Below are 19,722 nucleotides of genomic sequence, written 5' to 3'. Positions count from 1 at the left end.
ACGCCCGGTTACATTTCGAACCCGGAAGCTAAGCCTTTCAGCGCCGATGGTACTGCAGGGGGGACCCTGTGGGAGAGTAGGACGCCGCCGAACAACCCGCCCTTTTAGCTCAGTCGGTAGAGCGTCTCCATGGTAAGGAGAAGGTCAACGGTTCGATTCCGTTAAAGGGCTCCAAAGAAAAAGGCCCCCGCCAATTGGCGGGGGCCTTTTTTGCGTTCAGGACCCGATCGGTGCGGCCCGACGGTCCGGCCCGACGGTCGGTCGGGCCCGACGGGCGCGACCGACCGTCGGTGGGGCCCTCAGTCGCCCGGGTGGGGCTGGGGGACGCGGAGGGCGAGGATGGCCATGTCGTCCGAGGCCGGCTCCGCGGCGAAGCGTTCCACCGCGCGCAGCACGCGGGCCGCGACCGCGCCGGCGGTGAGGCCGGTACAGGTGGTGAGGACCTCGGCGAGGCCGTCGTCGCCCAGCATCCTGGTGCCCTCCCGGCGTTCGGTGACGCCGTCGGTGACACAGAGCAGGACGTCTCCCGGGTCCAGCGTCAGGGTCTGCTCGTAGAGGTCCAGGTCCTCGATCACGCCCAGCAGGGGCTGGGGTTCCGCGGCCGGGACGACCTCGCCGTTCGGGCGGAGCCGGAGCGGGAGCGGGTGGCCCGCGCAGACGACCTTCATCAGGGCGCTGCCGTCGGGCTGCGGGTGCAGTTCGCCGTAGAGCAGGGTGAGGAAGCGGCTGCGGGCGCCCTCGTCGAGGATGGCCGCGTTGAGGCGCTCCAGGACGGCCGGGCCGCCGAGGCCCTCGCGGGCCAGCAGGCGCAGCGCGTGCCGGGCGAGGCCGGTGACCGCCGCCGCCTCCGGGCCCGTACCGCAGACGTCGCCGATGGCGAAGCCGTACACCCCGGCGCGGATCGGGAAGACGTCGTAGAAGTCGCCGCCGACCTCGTTGCCCTCGCCGGCGGCGCGGTAGATGACCTCGACCTCCATGCCGGGGATGGCCGGTGAGCCCGGCGGCAGCAGGCTGCGCTGGAGCGAGCGGCTGATCGCGGTGCGCTCGGAGTACAGCCGGGCGTTGTCGAGGGCGAGGGCCGCCCGGCGGGAGAGGTCCTCGGCGAGTTCGAGGATCTCGTGGCGGAAGTGGTCCTCGCTGGCCTTGCCCAGGGTGAGCAGGCCGATGACCCGGTTGCGGGCCCGCAGGGGCAGTACGACGGTCTCGCCGCCGACCGCGACGGAGGCCTCGGGCCAGGCGCACGCGCCGGATTCGGGGAGGGCCTCGGGCGGGGTGACGCGGGACAGCAGGACCTTGAGGTCGTCGATGCGCTCCTCGTCCTCGTGCAGCACGAAGGAGAGGAACGGGTCGGAAGACTGGTCGGCGATGGTGTAGACGGCGCACCACGTGGCCAGGGTCGGGACGGTCATCTGGGCCATCAGGGCCAGGGTCTGGTCCCGGTCGAGGGTGCCCGCGAGCAGGTCGGAGGCCTCGACGAGGAAGGAGAGCGAGCCGCGGCGCAGCCGTTCCAGTTCGCCGAGGCGGGCGGATTCGACGGCCAGGGCGATCCGGTCGGCCGCGAACTGGAGGCGCAGGGCGTCCTCGTTGGAGTAGCGGTCCGGGCCTTCCGCGGCGATGCCGAGGGAGCCGGTCAGCCGGCCCTCGACCTTGAGCGGGACGGTGACCGCGGAGCGCATGCCGGTGAATTCGAGCAGCGGGACGGCGCCGGGCACGGCGGCGAGGTCGTCGTGGACCGCGGGCATCCGGGCGGAGCCGTACCGGTTGGTGCCGGCCTCGACGGGGACCCGGGCGAAGCGCTGGCGGGTCGAGGGCAGGCCCGTGGTCGCCCGTACCTCCAGCTCGGTCTCGTCGTCGGTCGCCAGCAGGAGGAAGGCGGAGTCGGCGTCCAGGAGGTCGCGGGCGCGTTCCACGGTGCGCTGGAGCAGGCCGTCGAGGTCGTCGGGGGCGGGGGAGCCGATGAAGATCTCGAAGGGGTCGACGGTGCGCGGCTCGCTGAGCGCGGCGCCGTCGGCCGGGACCCGGACGGGGGTCTGGAGCAGCGCGCGCTCGTCGTCGTGGACGAGCAGGCAGACGATCGAGGGCTCTCCGTGGGCGTCGCGGACGCGCAGGTGGGAGGCGTAGACGGGGATGATCCGGCCGTCGGCGCCGCGGATGCCGTAGCTGCCCTCCCAGCGGGACAGGCGCAGGGCCTCGGCGATGCCGGTCCCGGTGCCGGGGGTCTGCGGCCAGGCGGCGAGCTCGGCGAGGGGGCGGCCGACGGCCTTCTCTGAGGGGTGACCGAAAATGTGCTCGGCGTCCTCGTTCCAGGCGGTGACCTGGTCCGCCGCGTCGATCTGGACGACGGCGACCCGTACGCGGCTGTCGGCGAGCGGGAGCAGCTGGTCGGGGACGACCGGGCCCGCGGAGCGGGTACCGACCGGACGGTCCGGCAGGTCGAGGCGGAACCACACGTGCTTGTGGGTGGCGGTGTACTCGACGCCCCAGCGGGTGGCGAGGGCCGCGCACAGCATCAGGCCGCGGCCGCTCTCGCGGTCCGGGTCGGCGTAGGGCCGTTCCCCGGGGTACTCCAGCGGCAGGGCGCGCTCCGGATAGCGGTCGGCGACCTCGACCCGGACGCCGTCCTCGGCGCGCAGGCACAGGACCTCGGCGCGGGTTCCGGCGTGCACCACGGCATTGGTGACCAGCTCGCTGGTGAGCACCACCGCGTCGTCGACGATGTCCGAGAAGCCCCAGCCCTGGAGCGCGTCGCGGACGAAGGCGCGGGCGGCGGCGACCGAGCGCCCTAGGGGGTCGAAGCTGGCAGCGGCCCGTGCCGTGATCACAAGTCTCCTCCGACGCGGTTGGACATCGGGTGCCAGGTTACTTACCTTCGCGGGCGGCGCGGTGCGGTCGTCGGGTATTCCCCCCACAGGGTGTGGACCGTGTGCGAAGGTGCCGAAGTGTTATGGCCTGGTTCGGCGGGGGTGAAACACTGGGCAGGCTTGGAGAGCCGGGTCGCGTGGAGTCAGGACCCGGTGGTGCGGTCGACCCTTTCGGGAGGGACACGGTGGAGTCTGGCGTAGCGACGCGCAGGACAGGTGCGCGTGCGAAGAGCGGACGGTCCCGGCGGGGGAGTACGACCGAGGTCGACACCGCCGCGTTGAACCGGCTGCTCACGGCCTTGGTGTCGATGCGGGACGGGAACTTCCGCAAGCGGCTGACGGTGTCCGGCGACGGTGTGATGGCGGAGATCGCCGCCGTCTACAACGAGGTCGCCGACCGGAACCTTCACCTGACCGGTGAGCTCTCGCGGGTCCGGCGGATGGTCGGGCGCGAGGGGAAGCTGAGCGAGCGGCTGGAGACGGGGGCCTGCGAGGGCTCCTGGGCGGCCGCGATCGACGCCTCGAACCAGCTCGTGGACGACCTGGCGCGGCCGGTCTCCGAGGTGGGCCGGGTGCTCTCGGCGGTCGCCGACGGTGACCTGGACCAGCGGATGGACCTGCGGACGCAGGCGGCCGAGGGCACCGGGCACCCGCTGCGCGGCGAGTTCCTCAAGATCGGTCGGACGGTCAACAACCTGGTCGACCAGCTGTCGGCGTTCACCGACGAGGTGACCCGGGTGGCGCTGGAGGTCGGCACCGAGGGCAAGCTCGGCGGCCAGGCCCAGGTGCGCGGTATGTCCGGTTCGTGGAAGGACCTGACCGACTCCGTCAACACCATGGCGTACCGGCTCACCGCCCAGGTGCGTGACATCGCCCTCGTCACGACGGCGGTGGCGAAGGGCGATCTGTCGCGCAAGGTCACCGTGCACGTGGCCGGTGAGATGCTCCAGCTGAAGAACACCGTGAACACGATGGTGGACCAGCTGTCGTCCTTCTCCTCCGAGGTGACGCGCGTCGCCCGCGAGGTGGGGACCGAGGGCGAGCTGGGTGGCCAGGCGAAGGTGCCCGGGGTCGCGGGCGTGTGGAAGGACCTGACGGACTCCGTCAACACCATGGCGGGGAACCTGACCGCCCAGGTGCGCGGGATCGCCCAGGTGACGACCGCGGTGGCCAACGGAGACCTGTCGCAGAAGGTGACGGTGAGCGCGCGGGGCGAGGTGGCGCAGCTCGCCGAAACGATCAACCAGATGACCGAGACCCTGCGGACCTTCGCGGACGAGGTCACCCGGGTGGCCAGCGAGGTCGGTGCGAAGGGTCTGCTCGGCGGGCAGGCGCAGGTGCCCGGTGCGGCGGGGACCTGGAAGGACCTCACCGATTCGGTGAACACGGTCTTCCGCAACCTCACCACGCAGGTGCGCGACATCGCGCAGGTGACGACGGCGGTCGCGAACGGCGACCTGTCGCAGAAGGTCACCGTGAACGTGGCCGGCGAGATGCTGGAGCTGAAGAACACCGTCAACACGATGGTCGACCAGCTCCAGTCCTTCGGCTCCGAGGTGACGCGGGTGGCCCGCGAGGTCGGCGTCGAGGGCGAGCTGGGCGGTCAGGCGCAGGTGCCGGGTGCGGCGGGGACCTGGAAGGACCTCACCGACTCGGTGAACACCGCCTTCCGCAACCTCACCGGCCAGGTCCGCAACATCGCGCAGGTGACGACGGCGGTGGCCAACGGCGATCTGTCGCAGAAGGTCACCGTGGACGTCTCCGGCGAGATGCTCCAGCTGAAGAACACCGTGAACACGATGGTGGACCAGCTGTCGTCCTTCGCCGACCAGGTCACGCGGATGGCCCGGGACGTGGGTACGGAGGGCCGCCTCGGCGGTCAGGCCCGGGTGGAGGGGGTGTCCGGAACCTGGAAGGAGCTGACCGACTCGGTCAACTTCATGGCCGGGAACCTGACGTCCCAGGTGCGCCAGATCGCCCAGGTGACGACGGCGGTGGCGCGCGGTGACCTGTCGCAGAAGATCGACGTGGACGCCCGGGGCGAGATCCTGGAGCTGAAGAACACCATCAACACGATGGTCGACCAGCTCTCCGCCTTCGCGGAGCAGGTGACCCGGGTGGCCCGGGACGTGGGTACGGAGGGCCGTCTCGGCGGTCAGGCGCAGGTGCCCGGCGTGGCCGGCGTGTGGCGCGACCTGACCGACTCGGTGAACGGCATGGCCGGGAACCTGACCTCGCAGGTGCGCAACATCGCGCAGGTCGCCACGGCGGTGGCGCGCGGTGACCTGTCGCAGAAGATCGACGTGGACGCCCGGGGCGAGATCCTGGAGCTGAAGAACACCCTGAACACCATGGTCGACCAGCTCTCGAACTTCGCGGAGCAGGTCACCCGGGTGGCCCGCGAGGTCGGTACCGAGGGGATCCTGGGCGGTCAGGCCGAGGTGAAGGGGGTCTCCGGCACGTGGAAGGACCTCACCCAGTCGGTCAACTTCATGGCGAACAACCTGACGTCGCAGGTCCGCAACATCGCCGAGGTCACGACGGCGGTCGCGATGGGCGACCTGTCGAAGAAGATCACGGTCGATGCCAAGGGCGAGATCCTGGAGCTGGTGACGACCGTCAACACGATGGTCGACCAGCTGTCCTCCTTCGCCGAGCAGGTGACGCGGGTGGCGCGCGAGGTGGGCTCCGAGGGCATCCTCGGCGGCCAGGCCCGGGTGCGCGGGGTGACCGGCATCTGGAAGGACCTCACCGACAACGTCAACCTGATGGCGAACAACCTGACGTCGCAGGTGCGCAACATCTCGCAGGTCTCGGCGGCGGTCGCCAACGGCGATCTGACGAAGAAGGTCACGGTCGAGGCGCGCGGCGAGGTCGCGCAGCTCGCGGACACGGTCAACACCATGGTCAAGACGCTGTCGTCCTTCGCCGACGAGGTGACCCGGGTGGCCCGCGAGGTGGGCACCGAGGGCCGCCTCGGTGGCCAGGCGCACGTGCCCGGGGTCTCGGGGACCTGGAAGGACCTCACCGATTCGGTGAACTTCATGGCCTCCAACCTCACCGGTCAGGTGCGCCAGATCGCCATGGTCACGACCGCGATCGCCAAGGGCGACCTGACCAAGAAGATCGACATCGACGCCCGGGGCGAGATCCTGGAGCTGAAGACCACCATCAACACGATGGTCGACCAGCTGTCCTCCTTCGCGGACCAGGTGACCCGGGTGGCCCGGGAGGTGGGCACCGAGGGGATCCTGGGCGGTCAGGCCCGGGTCCGGGACGTCGACGGCACCTGGCGGGATCTGACGGAGTCCGTGAACGAGATGGCCGGGAACCTCACCCGACAGGTGCGCGCCATCGCGGCCGTGGCCACCGCGGTGACCCGCGGCGACCTGAACCTCAAGATCGACGTGGACGCGGCGGGCGAGATCCAGGTCCTCCAGGACAACATCAACACGATGATCGCCAACCTGCGCGACACCACCTTGGCCAACAAGGAGCAGGACTGGCTGAAGGGCAACCTGGCGCGGATCTCGGCCCTCATGCAGGGCCGCCGGGAGCTGGACGACGTGGCCTCGCTGATCATGAGCGAGCTGACCCCCGTGGTCTCCGCGCAGCACGGCGCGTTCTTCCTCGCCCTGCCGACCGCCGCGGCCACCGAGCTCGGCGCCGACGGCGGTCAGGACGGCCCGTACGAGCTGCGGATGCGCGGCAGTTACGCGTACGCGGGCGGCTCGATGCCGACGTCCTTCCGGCCGGGGGAGGGGTTGATCGGGACCGTCGCCGAGGAGAAGCGGACGATCCTGGTGGAGAACACCCCGCCCGGCTACCTGAAGATCTCCTCGGGGCTGGGCGAAGCGCCGCCCGCGCACGTGATCGTGCTGCCCGTGCTGTTCGAGGGGAACCTGCTCGGCGTCATCGAGCTGGCGTCCTTCCAGCCGTTCACGCAGATCCAGAAGGACTTCCTCAGCCAGATCGCCGAGATGATCGGTACGAGCGTCAACACGATCAGCGTCAACTCCAAGACGGAGATGCTGCTCAAGCAGTCGCAGGAGATGACCGAGCAGCTGCGCGAGCGCTCCGACGAGTTGGAGAACCGGCAGAAGGCGCTCCAGGCCGCCAACGCGGAACTGGAGGAGAAGGCCGAGCTGTTGGCCCAGCAGAACCGTGACATCGAGGTGAAGAACACCGAGATCGAGGAGGCCCGGCAGGTCCTGGAGGAGCGCGCCGAACAGCTCGCGGTCTCCATGCGCTACAAGTCCGAGTTCCTGGCGAACATGTCGCACGAGCTGCGCACCCCGCTCAACTCGCTGCTGATCCTGGCCAAGCTGCTGGCGGACAACGCGGACGAGAACCTCTCGCCCAAGCAGGTGGAGTTCGCCGAGACCATCCACGGGGCCGGTTCGGACCTGCTCCAGCTGATCAACGACATCCTGGACCTGTCGAAGGTCGAGGCGGGCAAGATGGACGTCTCGCCGACGCGGATCGCGCTGGTCCAGCTCGTGGACTACGTGGAGGCCACCTTCCGGCCGCTGACGGCGGAGAAGGGCCTGGACTTCTCGGTGCGGGTCTCGCCGGAGCTGCCGGCCACCTTGCACACGGACGAGCAGCGGCTGCTGCAGGTGCTGCGCAACCTGCTGTCGAACGCGGTGAAGTTCACCGACGGCGGCGCGGTGGAGCTGGTGATCCGGCCCGCCGGGGCGGACGTGCCGCAGGCGATCCGGGAGCAGTTGCTGGAGGCCGGTTCGCTGCGCGAGGCGGACGCGGACCTGATCGCCTTCTCGGTGACCGACACCGGGATCGGGATCGCGGCCAGCAAGATGCTGGTGATCTTCGAGGCGTTCAAGCAGGCGGACGGCACGACGAGCCGCAAGTACGGCGGTACCGGGCTCGGGCTCTCCATCAGCCGGGAGATCGCCCGGCTCCTGGGCGGCGAGATCCACGCGGCCAGCGAGCCGGGGCGCGGCTCCACCTTCACGCTGTACCTGCCGCTGCACCCGAGCGAGCTGCCGCCGCAGGGGTACGCGCAGCCCGCACCCGGTGGTCGCGGGGACCTCTACCGCAGGGCCGCCGAGGTGGCCCCGGTGCTTCCGGTGCCGCCTTCGCTGCCCGCGGCGCCGATGGCCGCGGTGCCGGCGGCGCCCGTGCGGCCCGCCGCGGCGCTGCCGGCGGGCGCGTCGGGAGGCGCTGCGCAGGCCGGGGGCCAGGGGCATGGCGGGGCGACGCTCTTCAGGCGGCGCCGCAAGGCGATGGGCGAGCCGGGCGCGCAGAACGGCGCGCAGGGGTTCGAGGACGACTGGGGTGGCGCGGAGGACGAACTTCCGGTCGTCCCCCGGACGTACGACTTCCATGGCGAGAAGGTGCTCATCGTCGACGACGACGTCCGCAACGTCTTCGCTTTGACCAGCGTGCTGGAGCAGCACGGCCTGGCGGTGCTGTACGCGGAGAACGGGCGCGAGGGCATCGAAGTGCTGGAGCAGCACGACGACGTGACGGTCGTTCTGATGGACATCATGATGCCGGAGATGGACGGCTACGCGACGACGTCGGCGATCCGGCGGATGCCGCAGTTCGCGGGGCTGCCGATCATCGCGCTGACGGCGAAGGCGATGAAGGGCGACCGGGAGAAGGCGATCGACTCCGGGGCTTCCGACTATGTCACCAAGCCCGTCGATCCCGACTTCCTGCTGTCGGTGATGGAGCAGTGGATGCGCGGAAAGTGATCGACGGAGCGGCGAAGAGATACCAATTGCTGACTCAGTGTGTCCACATCGGTGTGGGAGGGCGATATACGGGGAACCTTCTGCTCCCCCACACCGTTTCTGCTTCGTGCACAGTGACATCTTGGTGACAGGGTGTGGCGATCTCGGGACTGGGGCTACGATGACCGGCACAAGGACGGACGGCGCACGGAAGCCGCCCGCAGGGGCGGGACCCGGGTTGAGCGCTGTGGCCAGGAGCCGGGGAGGCCCCATGCCGGGGCGAGGAGGACAGGGCATGGTGCAGAAGGCCAAGATCCTCCTGGTCGACGACCGGCCGGAGAATCTGCTGGCGCTGGAGGCCATCCTCTCCGCGCTCGATCAGACACTGGTCAGGGCGTCGTCGGGGGAGGAAGCGCTCAAGGCGCTGCTGACGGACGATTTCGCGGTCATCCTGCTGGACGTGCAGATGCCCGGGATGGACGGTTTCGAGACGGCCGCGCACATCAAGCGGCGGGAGCGGACCCGGGACATCCCGATCATCTTCCTCACCGCGATCAACCACGGTCCGCACCACACGTTCCGCGGCTATGCCGCCGGCGCGGTGGACTACATCTCCAAGCCCTTCGACCCGTGGGTGCTGCGGGCCAAGGTCTCGGTCTTCGTCGAGCTGTACACGAAGAACTGCCAGCTGCGGGAGCAGGCTTCGCTGCTGCGGCTCCAGTTGGAGGGCGGCGGGTCCGGCGGCGTCGAGGGCAAGGAGACGGCGGGCCTGCTGGCCGAGCTGTCCGCCCGGCTCGCGGCGGTCGAGGAGCAGGCCGAGGCGCTCACCAAGCAGCTCGGCGAGGAAGCGGCCGATCCGGCGGTGGTCGCGACCGCGGCGCATCTGGAGCGGAAACTGACCGGTTTGCGGCGGGCCCTGGACGCGCTGGAGCCGGGCACCGGCGGCGGCCATCCGATGCTTCCCGCGCAGGCCTGAGCGAGCGGCCGGCCCGGTCCCCGGTGCGGGGCCGGTTGCTGAGGGCGCGTCAGCTCCGGGAGTACGTCAAATGCCGCACCGGAGCTCCGACACGAACGGGTGAAGGGGTGGGCACGCGTGTCCACCGGCACGCGCACCGGTAACCTCGGGGCCATGGCCTCACGTACGTCCGGCAAGGGTTCCCAGAGCGCCGCGGGTGCCGCGAAGGCCCGCACCGGCCGTACGACGGCGCCGGCGAAGAAGGCTGCGCAGCCCGCGGGCAAGCCGCCGGCCAAGAAGGCCGCGGCCGCCAAGCGCGCTCCGGTCCGCAAGGTCGCGCCCAAACCCGCACCGTCCCCGACCGGGGGCGTGGTGCGGCTGGTGCGCGCCCTCTGGCTCGGCCTCGCGCACGCCGTCGGGGCGGTCTTCCGCGGCGTGGGCCGCGGGGCGAAGAACCTCGACCCGGCCCACCGCAAGGACGGCGTCGGGCTGCTCCTGCTCGCCCTCGCGCTGATCGTCGCCGCCGGAACCTGGTCGAACCTGAGCGGTCCCGTCGGGGATCTGGTCACGATGCTGATCACCGGTGCCTTCGGGCGGCTCGACCTGCTGGTGCCGATCCTGCTCGGGGTCATGGCGGTGCGCTTCATCCGCCACCCCGAGCAGAGCGACGCCAACGGCCGGATCGGCATCGGGCTGACCGCCCTGGTCATCGGCGTCCTCGGCCTGGTCCACATCGCCTGCGGAGCGCCCGGCCGGGACGAGGGCACCACCGCCATGCAGAACGCGGGCGGCCTGATCGGCTGGGGCGCCTCCAAGCCGCTGATCTTCACCATGGGCGCTCCGCTGGCGGTGCCGCTGCTGGTGCTGCTCACCGTCTTCGGGCTGCTGGTGGTCACCGCCACCCCCGTCAACGCCATCCCGCAGCGGTTGCGCCGACTGGGGATCCGGCTCGGCGTGATCGCGCCCAACGAGTACGACCGGGCGTACGCCGAGCAGGAGGGCGAGCGCCACGACCCCGAGCGCTGGCGGGCCAACGGGCAGGGCGCCGCCGCACCGGACCCGGCCACCCCCGCGGGCTCGGCGGAGGAGGAGGCGCTCGCCGCCCGGCGGCGCCGGCCACGGCGCGCGCCGGGACGCCCCGCCATGGACCGCGAGATGGACGCGGTGGACGTCGCCGCAGCCGCGGCGGCGGCCCTGGACGGGGCGGTGTACGGCGGCATGCCGCCCTCCCCGCTGGTCGCCGACCTGACCCACGGGGTCACGCCCGCGCAGGAGGGCGCCGAGGTCACCGCGCCGGTGCCGACCGCGCGGGAGGAGCGCGGCGAGCGGCGGGCCGCGGCGCCGGCGGCCCCGTCCAGCCCGACCACCTCGTCGCTCCCGCCCGCCCCCGCGGCCCCGCCCGCCCCTGCCGCCCCGCCGGTCCCGGTGGCGGCCGGCCCGGTCGGCGTGCCCGATCTGACCAAGACGCCGCCGCAGACCCAGGCGCTGCCGCCGCGCGCCGAGCAGCTCCAGCTGCGCGGGGACATCACGTACTCGCTGCCCTCGCTCGACCTGCTGGAGCGCGGTGGCCCCGGCAAGACCCGCAGCGCCGCGAACGACGCGGTGGTCGCCTCGCTGAGCAACGTCTTCATGGAGTTCAAGGTCGACGCGAAGGTCACCGGCTTCACCCGGGGGCCGACGGTGACCCGCTACGAGGTGGAGCTGGGCCCGGCGGTCAAGGTCGAGCGGATCACGGCGCTGGCCAAGAACATCGCCTACGCCGTGGCCTCGCCCGACGTGCGGATCATCAGCCCGATCCCGGGCAAGTCGGCGGTCGGCATCGAGATCCCGAACACCGACCGCGAGATGGTCAACCTCGGCGACGTCCTGCGCCTGGCGGACGCGGCGGAGGACGACCACCCGATGCTCGTCGCGCTCGGCAAGGACGTCGAGGGCGGCTACGTCATGGCCAACCTCGCGAAGATGCCGCACGTGCTGGTCGCCGGCGCCACCGGCTCCGGAAAGTCCTCCTGCATCAACTGCCTGATCACCTCGGTGATGGTGCGGGCGACCCCCGAGGACGTCCGGATGGTGCTGGTCGACCCCAAGCGGGTCGAGCTGACGGCCTACGAGGGCATCCCGCACCTGATCACGCCGATCATCACCAACCCGAAGCGGGCCGCCGAGGCCCTCCAGTGGGTCGTGCGCGAGATGGACCTGCGCTACGACGACCTGGCCGCCTTCGGCTACCGGCACATCGACGACTTCAACAAGGCCATTCGCGACGGCAAGATCAAACTGCCGCCGGGCAGCGAGCGGGAGCTGAGCCCCTACCCGTACCTGCTGGTGATCGTCGACGAGCTCGCCGACCTGATGATGGTCGCCCCGCGCGACGTGGAGGACTCGATCGTCCGCATCACCCAGCTGGCCCGCGCGGCCGGTATCCACCTGGTGCTGGCGACCCAGCGCCCGTCGGTGGACGTGGTGACCGGCCTGATCAAGGCGAACGTGCCCTCGCGGCTCGCCTTCGCGACCTCCTCGCTCGCGGACAGCCGGGTCATCCTCGATCAGCCCGGTGCCGAGAAGCTCATCGGAAAGGGTGACGGACTGTTCCTGCCGATGGGGGCGAACAAGCCCACCCGGCTCCAGGGCGCCTTCGTCACCGAGGAGGAGATCCAGGGGATCGTCCAGCACTGCAAGGACCAGATGGCGCCCGTCTTCCGGGAGGACGTCACGGTCGGGCAGAAGCAGAAGAAGGAGATCGACGAGGAGATCGGCGACGACCTCGACCTGCTGTGCCAGGCCGCCGAACTGGTCGTCACCACGCAGTTCGGCTCCACCTCGATGCTCCAGCGCAAGCTCCGGGTCGGCTTCGCCAAGGCCGGGCGGTTGATGGACCTCATGGAATCGCGCGGCATCGTCGGGCCCAGCGAGGGCTCCAAGGCGCGCGACGTGATGCTCAAAGCGGACGAGTTGGACGGGGTCCTCGCGGTCATCCGGGGCGAGACCGGACCGTGACCCGGTCGTAAAGAATCCTGGAGCAACCGTTTCCCTTGGTCGCTCGTCAAGTTGAGGAAAGGGGTGGCGCCGCGCGCCTCCGGGCCGTGGATCCGCACGGACGCGGCACGGGAGCACCGATGCCATTCGGATGGCGTACGGAGGTCACCCTCCGGTTGCTCCACCCTTTCGTCACCCCCCTAGACTGGACATCCAGCAGGTGGCTACACGCTCGAAAGGCGCCCCCGTGTCCATCGGCAACTCCAAGTCCCCCGAAGATGACCGGCCTTCGACCGACGACGTGATCGTCGAGCGGCCCGCCGCCGGTCCGTCCATCGGGACGGCCCTCCAGCAGGCCCGGATCGCCGCCGGGCTCACCGTCGACGAGGTCAGTTCCACCACCCGCGTGCGCATCCCGATCGTGCACGCGATCGAGCAGGACGACTTCACGCGCTGCGGCGGCGACGTCTACGCCCGCGGCCACATCCGTACCCTCGCCCGCGCCGTGCACCTCGATCCCGAACCCTTGGTCGAGAGCTACGACGCCGCCCACGGGGGTCGCCCGGCGCCGACCCCCGCCGCCCCGATGTTCGAGGCCGAACGGATCCGTCCCGAGCGGCAGCGGCCCAACTGGACCGCCGCCATGGTCGCGGCGATCGTCGCCGTGATCGGATTCGTCGGCTTCACCGCCCTCAAGGGCGGCGACGACGACACCAAGCGGCCGGTGGCGGAAGGTTCCGCCTCCCCGCAGCCCGCACCCAAGCAGCCCGGCGCCAAGCCGGCCAAACCGGCCGCGCCCCAGCAGACCCCGCAGGCACCCAAGCCCGAGCCCTCGGACAGCGCCATCGCGGCCGCCCCGAAGGACCTGGTCACGGTCGTCCTGACGGCCAGCACCGGCGAGAGCTGGATCTCCGCGAAGGACCACAGTGGTCGCCTGCTCTTCGACGGAACCCTCCAGCCGGGTGACACCAAGACCTTCACCGACAAGCAGTCCATCGATCTCGTGCTCGGCGACGCCGGGGCCGTCCAGCTGTTCGTGAACGGCAAGGAGATCAAGGGCGCCTTCGAGTCGGGGCAGGTCGAGCGCCTCACCTACACCAAGGACGATCAGCGCCAGGGCCCCGCCCAGGCGGGCTGACCGGCCGTTTCACCCCCTCCCGGCGGACCCCGGGGCGTGTCCTCGCGCCCCGGGGTTCCTGCCGTCCGGGGCGGTGCGGCGGACGGGGGCGGGGGCCGGTGCCGAGACAAAGTAGTCTTGAGTCCATGCCCGAACGCCGTACCGTCGCCCTTGTCACTCTTGGCTGCGCCCGTAACGAGGTGGACTCGGAGGAGCTCGCAGGCCGCTTGGCGGCGGATGGCTGGGAGCTCGTCGAGGACGCCGCCGATGCGGACGTAGCCGTCGTCAACACCTGTGGCTTCGTCGAAGCCGCCAAGAAGGACTCCGTAGACGCCCTGCTGGAAGCCAACGATCTCAAGGATCACGGCAAGACCCAGGCCGTCGTCGCCGTCGGCTGCATGGCCGAGCGCTACGGCAAGGAACTCGCCGAAGCGCTCCCGGAAGCCGACGGAGTCCTCGGTTTCGACGACTACGCCGACATCTCCGACCGCCTCCAGACCATCCTCAACGGTGGCGTCCACGCCTCCCACACCCCGCGCGACCGTCGCAAGCTGCTGCCGATCAGCCCGGCCGCCCGCCAGGAGGCCGAGGTCGCCCTGCCCGGCCACGCGCAGGAGCCGGTCGCCGAGGCGCCCTCGGACCTGCCCGACGGCCTGGCGCCCGCCTCCGGGCCGCGCGCGCCCCTGCGCCGCCGCCTGGGCAACAGCCCCGTCGCCTCCGTCAAGCTCGCGTCCGGCTGCGACCGGCGCTGCTCCTTCTGCGCCATCCCTTCCTTCCGCGGCTCCTTCATCTCGCGCCGTCCCAGCGACGTGCTGGGCGAGACGCGCTGGCTCGCGGAGCAGGGCGTCAAGGAGATCATGCTGGTCTCCGAGAACAACACCTCGTACGGCAAGGACCTGGGCGACATCCGCCTGCTGGAGACCCTGCTGCCCGAGCTGGCCGAGGTGGACGGCATCGAGCGCGTCCGCGTGAGCTACCTCCAGCCCGCCGAGATGCGGCCCGGCCTGATCGACGTACTGACCTCGACCCCCAAGGTCGTGCCGTACTTCGACCTGTCCTTCCAGCACTCCGCCCCGGACGTGCTGCGCTCCATGCGCCGCTTCGGTGACACCGACCGGTTCCTGGAACTGCTCGACACCATCCGCAGCAAGGCCCCGACGGCCGGCGTGCGGTCCAACTTCATCGTCGGCTTCCCCGGCGAGAAGGAATCGGACTTCGCCGAGCTGGAGCGTTTCCTCACCCACGCCCGCCTCGACGCCATCGGTATCTTCGGCTACTCGGACGAGGACGGCACCGAGGCCGTCACCTACGAGAACAAGCTGGACGAGGACACCATCGCCGAGCGGCTCGCGCACATGCAGCGGCTCGCCGAGGAGCTGACCTCGCAGCGCGCGGAGGAGCGGATCGGGGAGACCCTGGAGGTACTCGTCGAGACCGTCGTCGCGGTCGATGGCGGGGACGACGACGAGGACGCCGCGGGCGCTTACGGGCGCGCCGCGCACCAGGCGCCCGAGACCGACGGCCAGGTCGTCTTCACGGACGGCGCGGGCCTGGTCCCCGGGCGCATCGTCACGGCGAAGGTGGTCGGCACGCTGGGTGTGGACCTGGTGGCCGAGGCCCTGGGCGCCGACTTCGGGGATCTTGAGGAGGCGGCCGGATGACCGGTGTCCCCGCACCCGCGGCGGGCGGGACAGGCCGTCGGCCCGCGCCCGGCGCGAAGCTGGGGGCCGCGGCCGTCAACCAGGCCAGCTTGTGGAACATCGCCAACATCCTGACGATGATCCGGCTCGTGCTCGTGCCGGGATTCGTCCTGCTGCTGCTCGCCGACGGGGGCTATGACCCCGTCTGGCGGGCGCTCGCGTGGGCCGCGTTCGCCGTCGCCATGATCACCGACATCTTCGACGGACACCTGGCCCGGACCTACGACCTGGTCACCGACTTCGGGAAGATCGCCGACCCCATCGCCGACAAGGCGATCATGGGGTCGGCTTTGGTGTGTCTGTCCTGGCTCGGTGACCTGCCCTGGTGGGTCACCGGGGTGATCCTGGGCCGGGAGCTGGGGATCACGCTCCTGCGGTTCTGGGTGATCCGCTACGGGGTGATCCCGGCGAGCCGGGGCGGGAAGATGAAGACCCTCGCCCAGGGCACGGCGATCGGCATGTACGTGTTGGCGCTGACCGGACCGCTGGCGACCCTCCGGTTCTGGGTCATGGCGGTCGCCGTACTTCTCACAGTCGTCACGGGTTTGGACTACATCCGTCAGGCCGTCGTGCTGCGCCGGGCGGGCATCGCCGCGGAGCGGGCCGCGAGGTGACGCACGGGACGGCGGAGTCCGAACGGTCACCCGAGGGCCGCGCTGCGGCCACCGGGGCCGCCGAGGCGGCCGCCTACGTCCTGGACGTGCTCGCGGAGAGTGACCAGACGGTCGCCGTCGCGGAGTCCCTCACGGGCGGACTGGTCGCCGCCGAGCTGACGTCGGTTCCCGGGGCCTCACGGTCCTTCCGCGGCTCGGTGACGGCGTACGCGACGGAGGTCAAGCAGCGGGTGCTCGGCGTCGACGCCGAGCTGCTGGAGGCGCACGGAGCGGTGAACGCGGAGGTCGCAGAGGAGATGGCGGCCGGAGTGCGACGCGTGCTGGATGCTTCGTGGGGCGTTTCGACCACCGGGGTGGCCGGTCCGGAGCCGCAGGACGGGCAGCCCGTGGGGACGGTTTTCATCGCCGTCGCGGGACCTGCGGGCAGGAAATCGGTCCGGCTGCGGTTGAACGGCTCGCGCGCGGAAATCCGTAGGGAGAGTGTACGGACAGTGCTCGAACTTCTCTCGAGCGAACTCCGCGAGAATCTGCGAAGGCAGGACACGGAACGGAACGGGGGGATTTGATGTTTGCAGCCCTGAGTGAACACGACATCGCTCCCCGCACGGCCGCCGCGCGAGGCGGTACGGTGGGGCGTGAAGGTTACGGCTACACGGTCAGAGGAGGGAGCCACCGATGATTCTGCTCCGTCGCCTGCTGGGTGACGTGCTGCGTCGGCAGCGCCAGCGCCAGGGCCGTACTCTGCGCGAAGTCTCCTCGTCCGCCCGAGTTTCGCTCGGCTATCTCTCCGAGGTGGAGCGGGGGCAGAAGGAGGCATCCTCCGAGCTGCTCTCCGCGATCTGCGACGCGTTGGACGTACGGATGTCCGAGCTGATGCGCGAAGTGAGCGACGAGCTGTCGCTCGCCGAACTCGCGCAGTCGGCCGCGAGCGAACCGGTCCCGGCACCGGTGCGCCCGATGCTCAATTCGGTCTCCGTGGCCTCGGTCACGGGTGGCCCGCCGGAGCGGGTGACCATCAAGTCGCCCGTGGAAGCGGTGAATGTCGTCGCCGCTTGATCTCAAGAGCGTGAGTGTGACCGGAGCCCCGGTCGGCGTGTGGAGCGCCGGCCGGGGCTCCCGGTCGTTCCGGACCGTCGCGAGGCCGTGCGCGGCCCGCTTCTGGGTGCGCTCTCGCGGGGGGTGCGCGAGGATGGTCGAGTCCATCCCGGCCCTGGGAGGCTGCCGTGCGGCGGTTACGGAACCTGCGCGTACCCATACCCGTAGCCATACCCCTGGCCCTGGCCGTGGGCCTGCTGTGGTGGTGGGCGGTGCTCCGGCTCGCGCTGGCGCCCTCGACCGCCGGGCCGGTCGAGGGAGCGGTGGCCGTGGGCGGCTGGGGGCTCGGGCTGCTGCCGGTGCACTGCACCCGCTACGGGGCCGCTACCAGGGCATCGCGACGCCACCGTTCGGGCGCAGGATCTGACCCGTCATGAACGACGAGGCGTCCGAGGCGAGGAAGAGCACCGTCTGCGCGATGTCCTCGGGCTCGCCGACCCGGCGCAGCGGGGACATCCGGATCATCGCCGCCCGGGTCTGCTCCTGCACCTCGGCGCTGTGGCGGCCGGTCATCGGGGTGCGCACCCACCCGGGCGCGACCGCATTGACCCGGATGCCGTGCGGGCCCGCCTCGGTCGCCAGGGTTTTGGTGAGCTGCACGACGGCGGCCTTGGCCGCGCTGTAGCAGAGCAGGCCGGGCTGGGCGGCGTCCATGGCGCCGGAGGCCATGGTGACGATCGAGCCGGGGCGGCCGGCCGCGATCAGGGCGCGGGCCGATTCCTGGCAGGTGTACAGGATCCCCTTGAAGTTCACGTCCATCACCCGGTCGAGGTCCTCGTCCAGGGTCTCCAGCACGGTGCTCGTGTGCATGATCCCGGCGACCGCGGCCGTGATGTCCGGCGGCCCCCCTGCCTCCGCCACGGCCCGCAGGGCCGCGCGGTCGGTGACGTCGAGGACATGGACGCTGGCGGCCGGGCCCCCGACCCCGGCGACCAGATCGGCCGTCTCGGCGAGGCCCGCCGCGTCGCGGTCCGCGCAGCGTACGGTCGCGCCCGCCCCGGCGAGGAGCACGGCGGTGGCGCGGCCGATACCGCTGGCCGCTCCGGTGATCAGGGCGCTGCGGCCCGTGAGGTCGTAGGCGGCCAGGGAGGCGGGGGCGGGTAGGGCGCGGGGTGAGGGCATGCCGGGACCGTACGACTGTATCTGACGGAGCGTCAACTACCGTACGGGGCCGGATTGGCAGCGCGGGCACCAGTAGGTGGGCCGGTCGTCCTGCGGGGCTTCGCGGACCGGGGTGCCGCAGCGCAGGCAGGGGCGGTGGGCGCGGCCGTACACGAAGAGCTCCTGGCCGCGCCGGGGGCTCCCGGTGGTGTTGCGGGGCCGGTCCTTGTTGGCGTCCAGCAGGCGGTGCGCGGCGCCGGCCAGTCGGGGCAGGGTGCGCTCCGGCTCGGGCAGGTCGCCGACCGGGGTCCAGGGGGTCACCTGGGCCAGGAAGCACAGCTCGGCCTTGTAGATGTTGCCGATCCCGGCGAGGTTGCGCTGGTCGAGCAGGGCCTCGCCCAGCGGCCGGGCCGGGTCGGAGAGCAGGTTGCGGGCGGCGCGCTCCGGGTCCCAGTCCGGGCCCAGCAGGTCGGGCCCGAGGTGGCCGACGACGCGGTGCTCGTCGGCGGTGCGGAGCAGCTCCAGCACCGGGAGGCGGTACCCGACGGCGGTGCGGTCCGCGGTGGCGAGGACGGCCCGGATCTGGTGGTCGGGGCCGCCGCGCCAGGGCTCCGCGGGCCCGAACACCCGCCAGGACCCGTCCATCCGCAGGTGGCTGTGCAGGGTCAGGCCGCCCTCCACGCGGTGCAACAGGTGCTTGCCGCGGGGCGTGACGTCGAGGGTGGTGCGACCGGTGAGGTCGGCGGTGGCCAGCCGCGGGACGCGCAGGTCGCTGCGGACCAGTTCGCGGCCGGCCAGGGCTTCGTGCAGGCGGGTGGCCGCGCGCCGGATGCTGTCGCCTTCGGGCATGGGGCCATTGTGGCCCCGGGCCCGAAGGCGCGCCGGACGGACTACTTCCAGGTGAGGCCCTTGCCCAGGGTGAAGGGGTCGCCCCAGTACTCGGCCGAAGCGACCTTGGTCTCGGCGGAGGGGGCCAGCGCGACGGCGCAGCCCGTGGTGACCTGCCCGTTGGTGAACCCCTTGGGCAGGGAGTCGTTGGGGCACTTCTCGAACTTGCCGATGACCAGCAGGTCCTGGGCCTCGCTGCCGTCCCCGAGGTGGCCCTTGACGTGGCCGACCGAGGCGAAGGACAGGTCCGTGGCGCCCACGTTCTTGACCTGGTAGCGGATGTAGTAGGGAACCTTCCCCTTCGCCTTGTCGCCCAGCTTGAAGGGGGCGAGGTCGTCCGGCTGGCCCTTCTCGATGGCCGTGACGGAGAGGGCGATGGTGCCCTTGGTGCTGCCGGAGGCGAACGGGAACGTCGCCTGCTCGCCGATCTTGAACTGCTGGCCGGCCTTCGCCGCCGGGCCGCCGGCGCCGGCGGCGGGCGCGCCGGTGCTCGCGCCGGCGGAGGAGCTGGGCGCGGCGCTCGTGTCGGGCGCGTACGCCGACTGCGACGGCTGGGCGGAGGGAGAGGCGGTCTTCGCCGCGCCCGTCTCCTCGTTGCCGCTCTTGCAGCCGCTCAGGGCCAGTACGGCGACGACCGCGAGGCCCGTGGCCGCCAGGGTGGTTCTGCGCGTGCGGAACTCGTTCATTGCGTCCCCCAATTGTTTGTGACGGTCCAC

General features: G+C 71.3%; 13 protein-coding genes, 1 tRNA gene and 1 rRNA gene. 11 read left to right on the top strand and 4 right to left on the bottom strand.

Annotation, left to right across the window (positions count from 1 at the left end; translation table 11 throughout):
- Together rrf and ACIBEA_RS18085 are read left to right on the top strand one after the other, a co-directional pair.
- Positions 1-93, top strand: a 5S ribosomal RNA gene (gene rrf, locus ACIBEA_RS18090); the annotation flags it as partial.
- A 5-nt stretch (positions 94-98) separates the two neighbouring features.
- Positions 99-174 (top strand) — tRNA-Thr (locus ACIBEA_RS18085).
- 125 nt (positions 175-299) lie between these two features.
- On the opposite strand, the gene ACIBEA_RS18080 is transcribed toward ACIBEA_RS18085, so the two are convergent.
- Positions 300-2,858 carry a SpoIIE family protein phosphatase gene (locus tag ACIBEA_RS18080; protein WP_399261973.1) on the bottom strand — a complete coding sequence of 853 codons (2,559 nt, stop codon included), beginning with the start codon at positions 2,856-2,858 and terminating at the stop codon, positions 300-302.
- A gap of 188 nt (positions 2,859-3,046) precedes the next feature.
- Here ACIBEA_RS18080 and ACIBEA_RS18075 point away from each other — a divergent pair, with 188 nt between their 5' ends.
- From ACIBEA_RS18075 to ACIBEA_RS18035, 9 genes are all read left to right on the top strand, one after another.
- Positions 3,047-8,581, top strand: a complete 5,535-nt coding sequence (locus ACIBEA_RS18075; RefSeq protein WP_399261929.1) for a HAMP domain-containing protein — start codon at positions 3,047-3,049, stop codon at positions 8,579-8,581.
- A gap of 274 nt (positions 8,582-8,855) precedes the next feature.
- Complete coding sequence (locus tag ACIBEA_RS18070) at positions 8,856-9,536, top strand: two-component system response regulator (RefSeq protein ID WP_399261927.1); 681 nt, start codon at positions 8,856-8,858, stop codon at positions 9,534-9,536.
- Positions 9,537-9,689: 153 nt separating this feature from the next.
- The gene (locus ACIBEA_RS18065) at positions 9,690-12,512 is read left to right on the top strand and encodes a DNA translocase FtsK (RefSeq protein ID WP_399261925.1); all 2,823 of its coding nucleotides are present in this window, start codon (positions 9,690-9,692) and stop codon (positions 12,510-12,512) included.
- A gap of 226 nt (positions 12,513-12,738) precedes the next feature.
- Positions 12,739-13,629 (top strand): RodZ domain-containing protein, encoded by an 891-nt coding sequence (locus tag ACIBEA_RS18060; protein ID WP_399261923.1) that lies wholly within the window; start codon positions 12,739-12,741, stop codon positions 13,627-13,629.
- Between the two features lie 125 nt (positions 13,630-13,754).
- Positions 13,755-15,269: a 30S ribosomal protein S12 methylthiotransferase RimO gene (rimO, locus tag ACIBEA_RS18055; RefSeq protein WP_399261921.1), complete on the top strand. Its 1,515-nt coding sequence runs from the start codon at positions 13,755-13,757 to the stop codon at positions 15,267-15,269.
- Positions 15,266-15,922, top strand: coding sequence for a CDP-diacylglycerol--glycerol-3-phosphate 3-phosphatidyltransferase (gene pgsA / locus ACIBEA_RS18050; protein WP_399261919.1), 657 nt, complete (start codon positions 15,266-15,268; stop codon positions 15,920-15,922). The genes rimO and pgsA overlap by 4 nt, the downstream gene beginning before the upstream one ends.
- An 80-nt stretch (positions 15,923-16,002) precedes the next feature.
- Positions 16,003-16,488 (top strand): CinA family protein, encoded by a 486-nt coding sequence (locus ACIBEA_RS18045; RefSeq protein ID WP_399261971.1) that lies wholly within the window; start codon positions 16,003-16,005, stop codon positions 16,486-16,488.
- Positions 16,489-16,597: 109 nt separating this feature from the next.
- A complete protein-coding gene (locus tag ACIBEA_RS18040) occupies positions 16,598-16,978 on the top strand; it encodes a helix-turn-helix domain-containing protein (RefSeq protein ID WP_399261917.1) in 381 nt (126 codons plus the stop codon).
- 167 nt (positions 16,979-17,145) lie between these two features.
- Complete coding sequence (locus ACIBEA_RS18035) at positions 17,146-17,394, top strand: hypothetical protein (RefSeq protein ID WP_399261915.1); 249 nt, start codon at positions 17,146-17,148, stop codon at positions 17,392-17,394.
- On the opposite strand, the gene ACIBEA_RS18030 is transcribed toward ACIBEA_RS18035, so the two are convergent.
- The 3 genes from ACIBEA_RS18030 to ACIBEA_RS18020 are packed head-to-tail and all read right to left on the bottom strand — an operon-like array spanning position 17,342 to position 19,692.
- Positions 17,342-18,139: an SDR family NAD(P)-dependent oxidoreductase gene (locus ACIBEA_RS18030; protein WP_399261913.1), complete on the bottom strand. Its 798-nt coding sequence runs from the start codon at positions 18,137-18,139 to the stop codon at positions 17,342-17,344. The two genes, ACIBEA_RS18035 and ACIBEA_RS18030, sit on opposite strands and share 53 nt — an antisense overlap.
- Before the next feature lie 36 nt (positions 18,140-18,175).
- Complete coding sequence (locus tag ACIBEA_RS18025; protein ID WP_399261911.1) at positions 18,176-18,967, bottom strand: Fpg/Nei family DNA glycosylase; 792 nt, start codon at positions 18,965-18,967, stop codon at positions 18,176-18,178.
- A gap of 41 nt (positions 18,968-19,008) precedes the next feature.
- Positions 19,009-19,692 (bottom strand): hypothetical protein, encoded by a 684-nt coding sequence (locus tag ACIBEA_RS18020; protein WP_399261909.1) that lies wholly within the window; start codon positions 19,690-19,692, stop codon positions 19,009-19,011.
- Positions 19,693-19,722: the final 30 nt, after the last annotated feature.

The organism is Streptomyces sp. NPDC051555 (assembly GCF_044454405.1).
Classification (GTDB): domain Bacteria; phylum Actinomycetota; class Actinomycetes; order Streptomycetales; family Streptomycetaceae; genus Streptomyces.
Note: the sequence above shows the minus strand (reverse complement) of the source record. Positions and strands in the feature narration are given on the sequence as shown.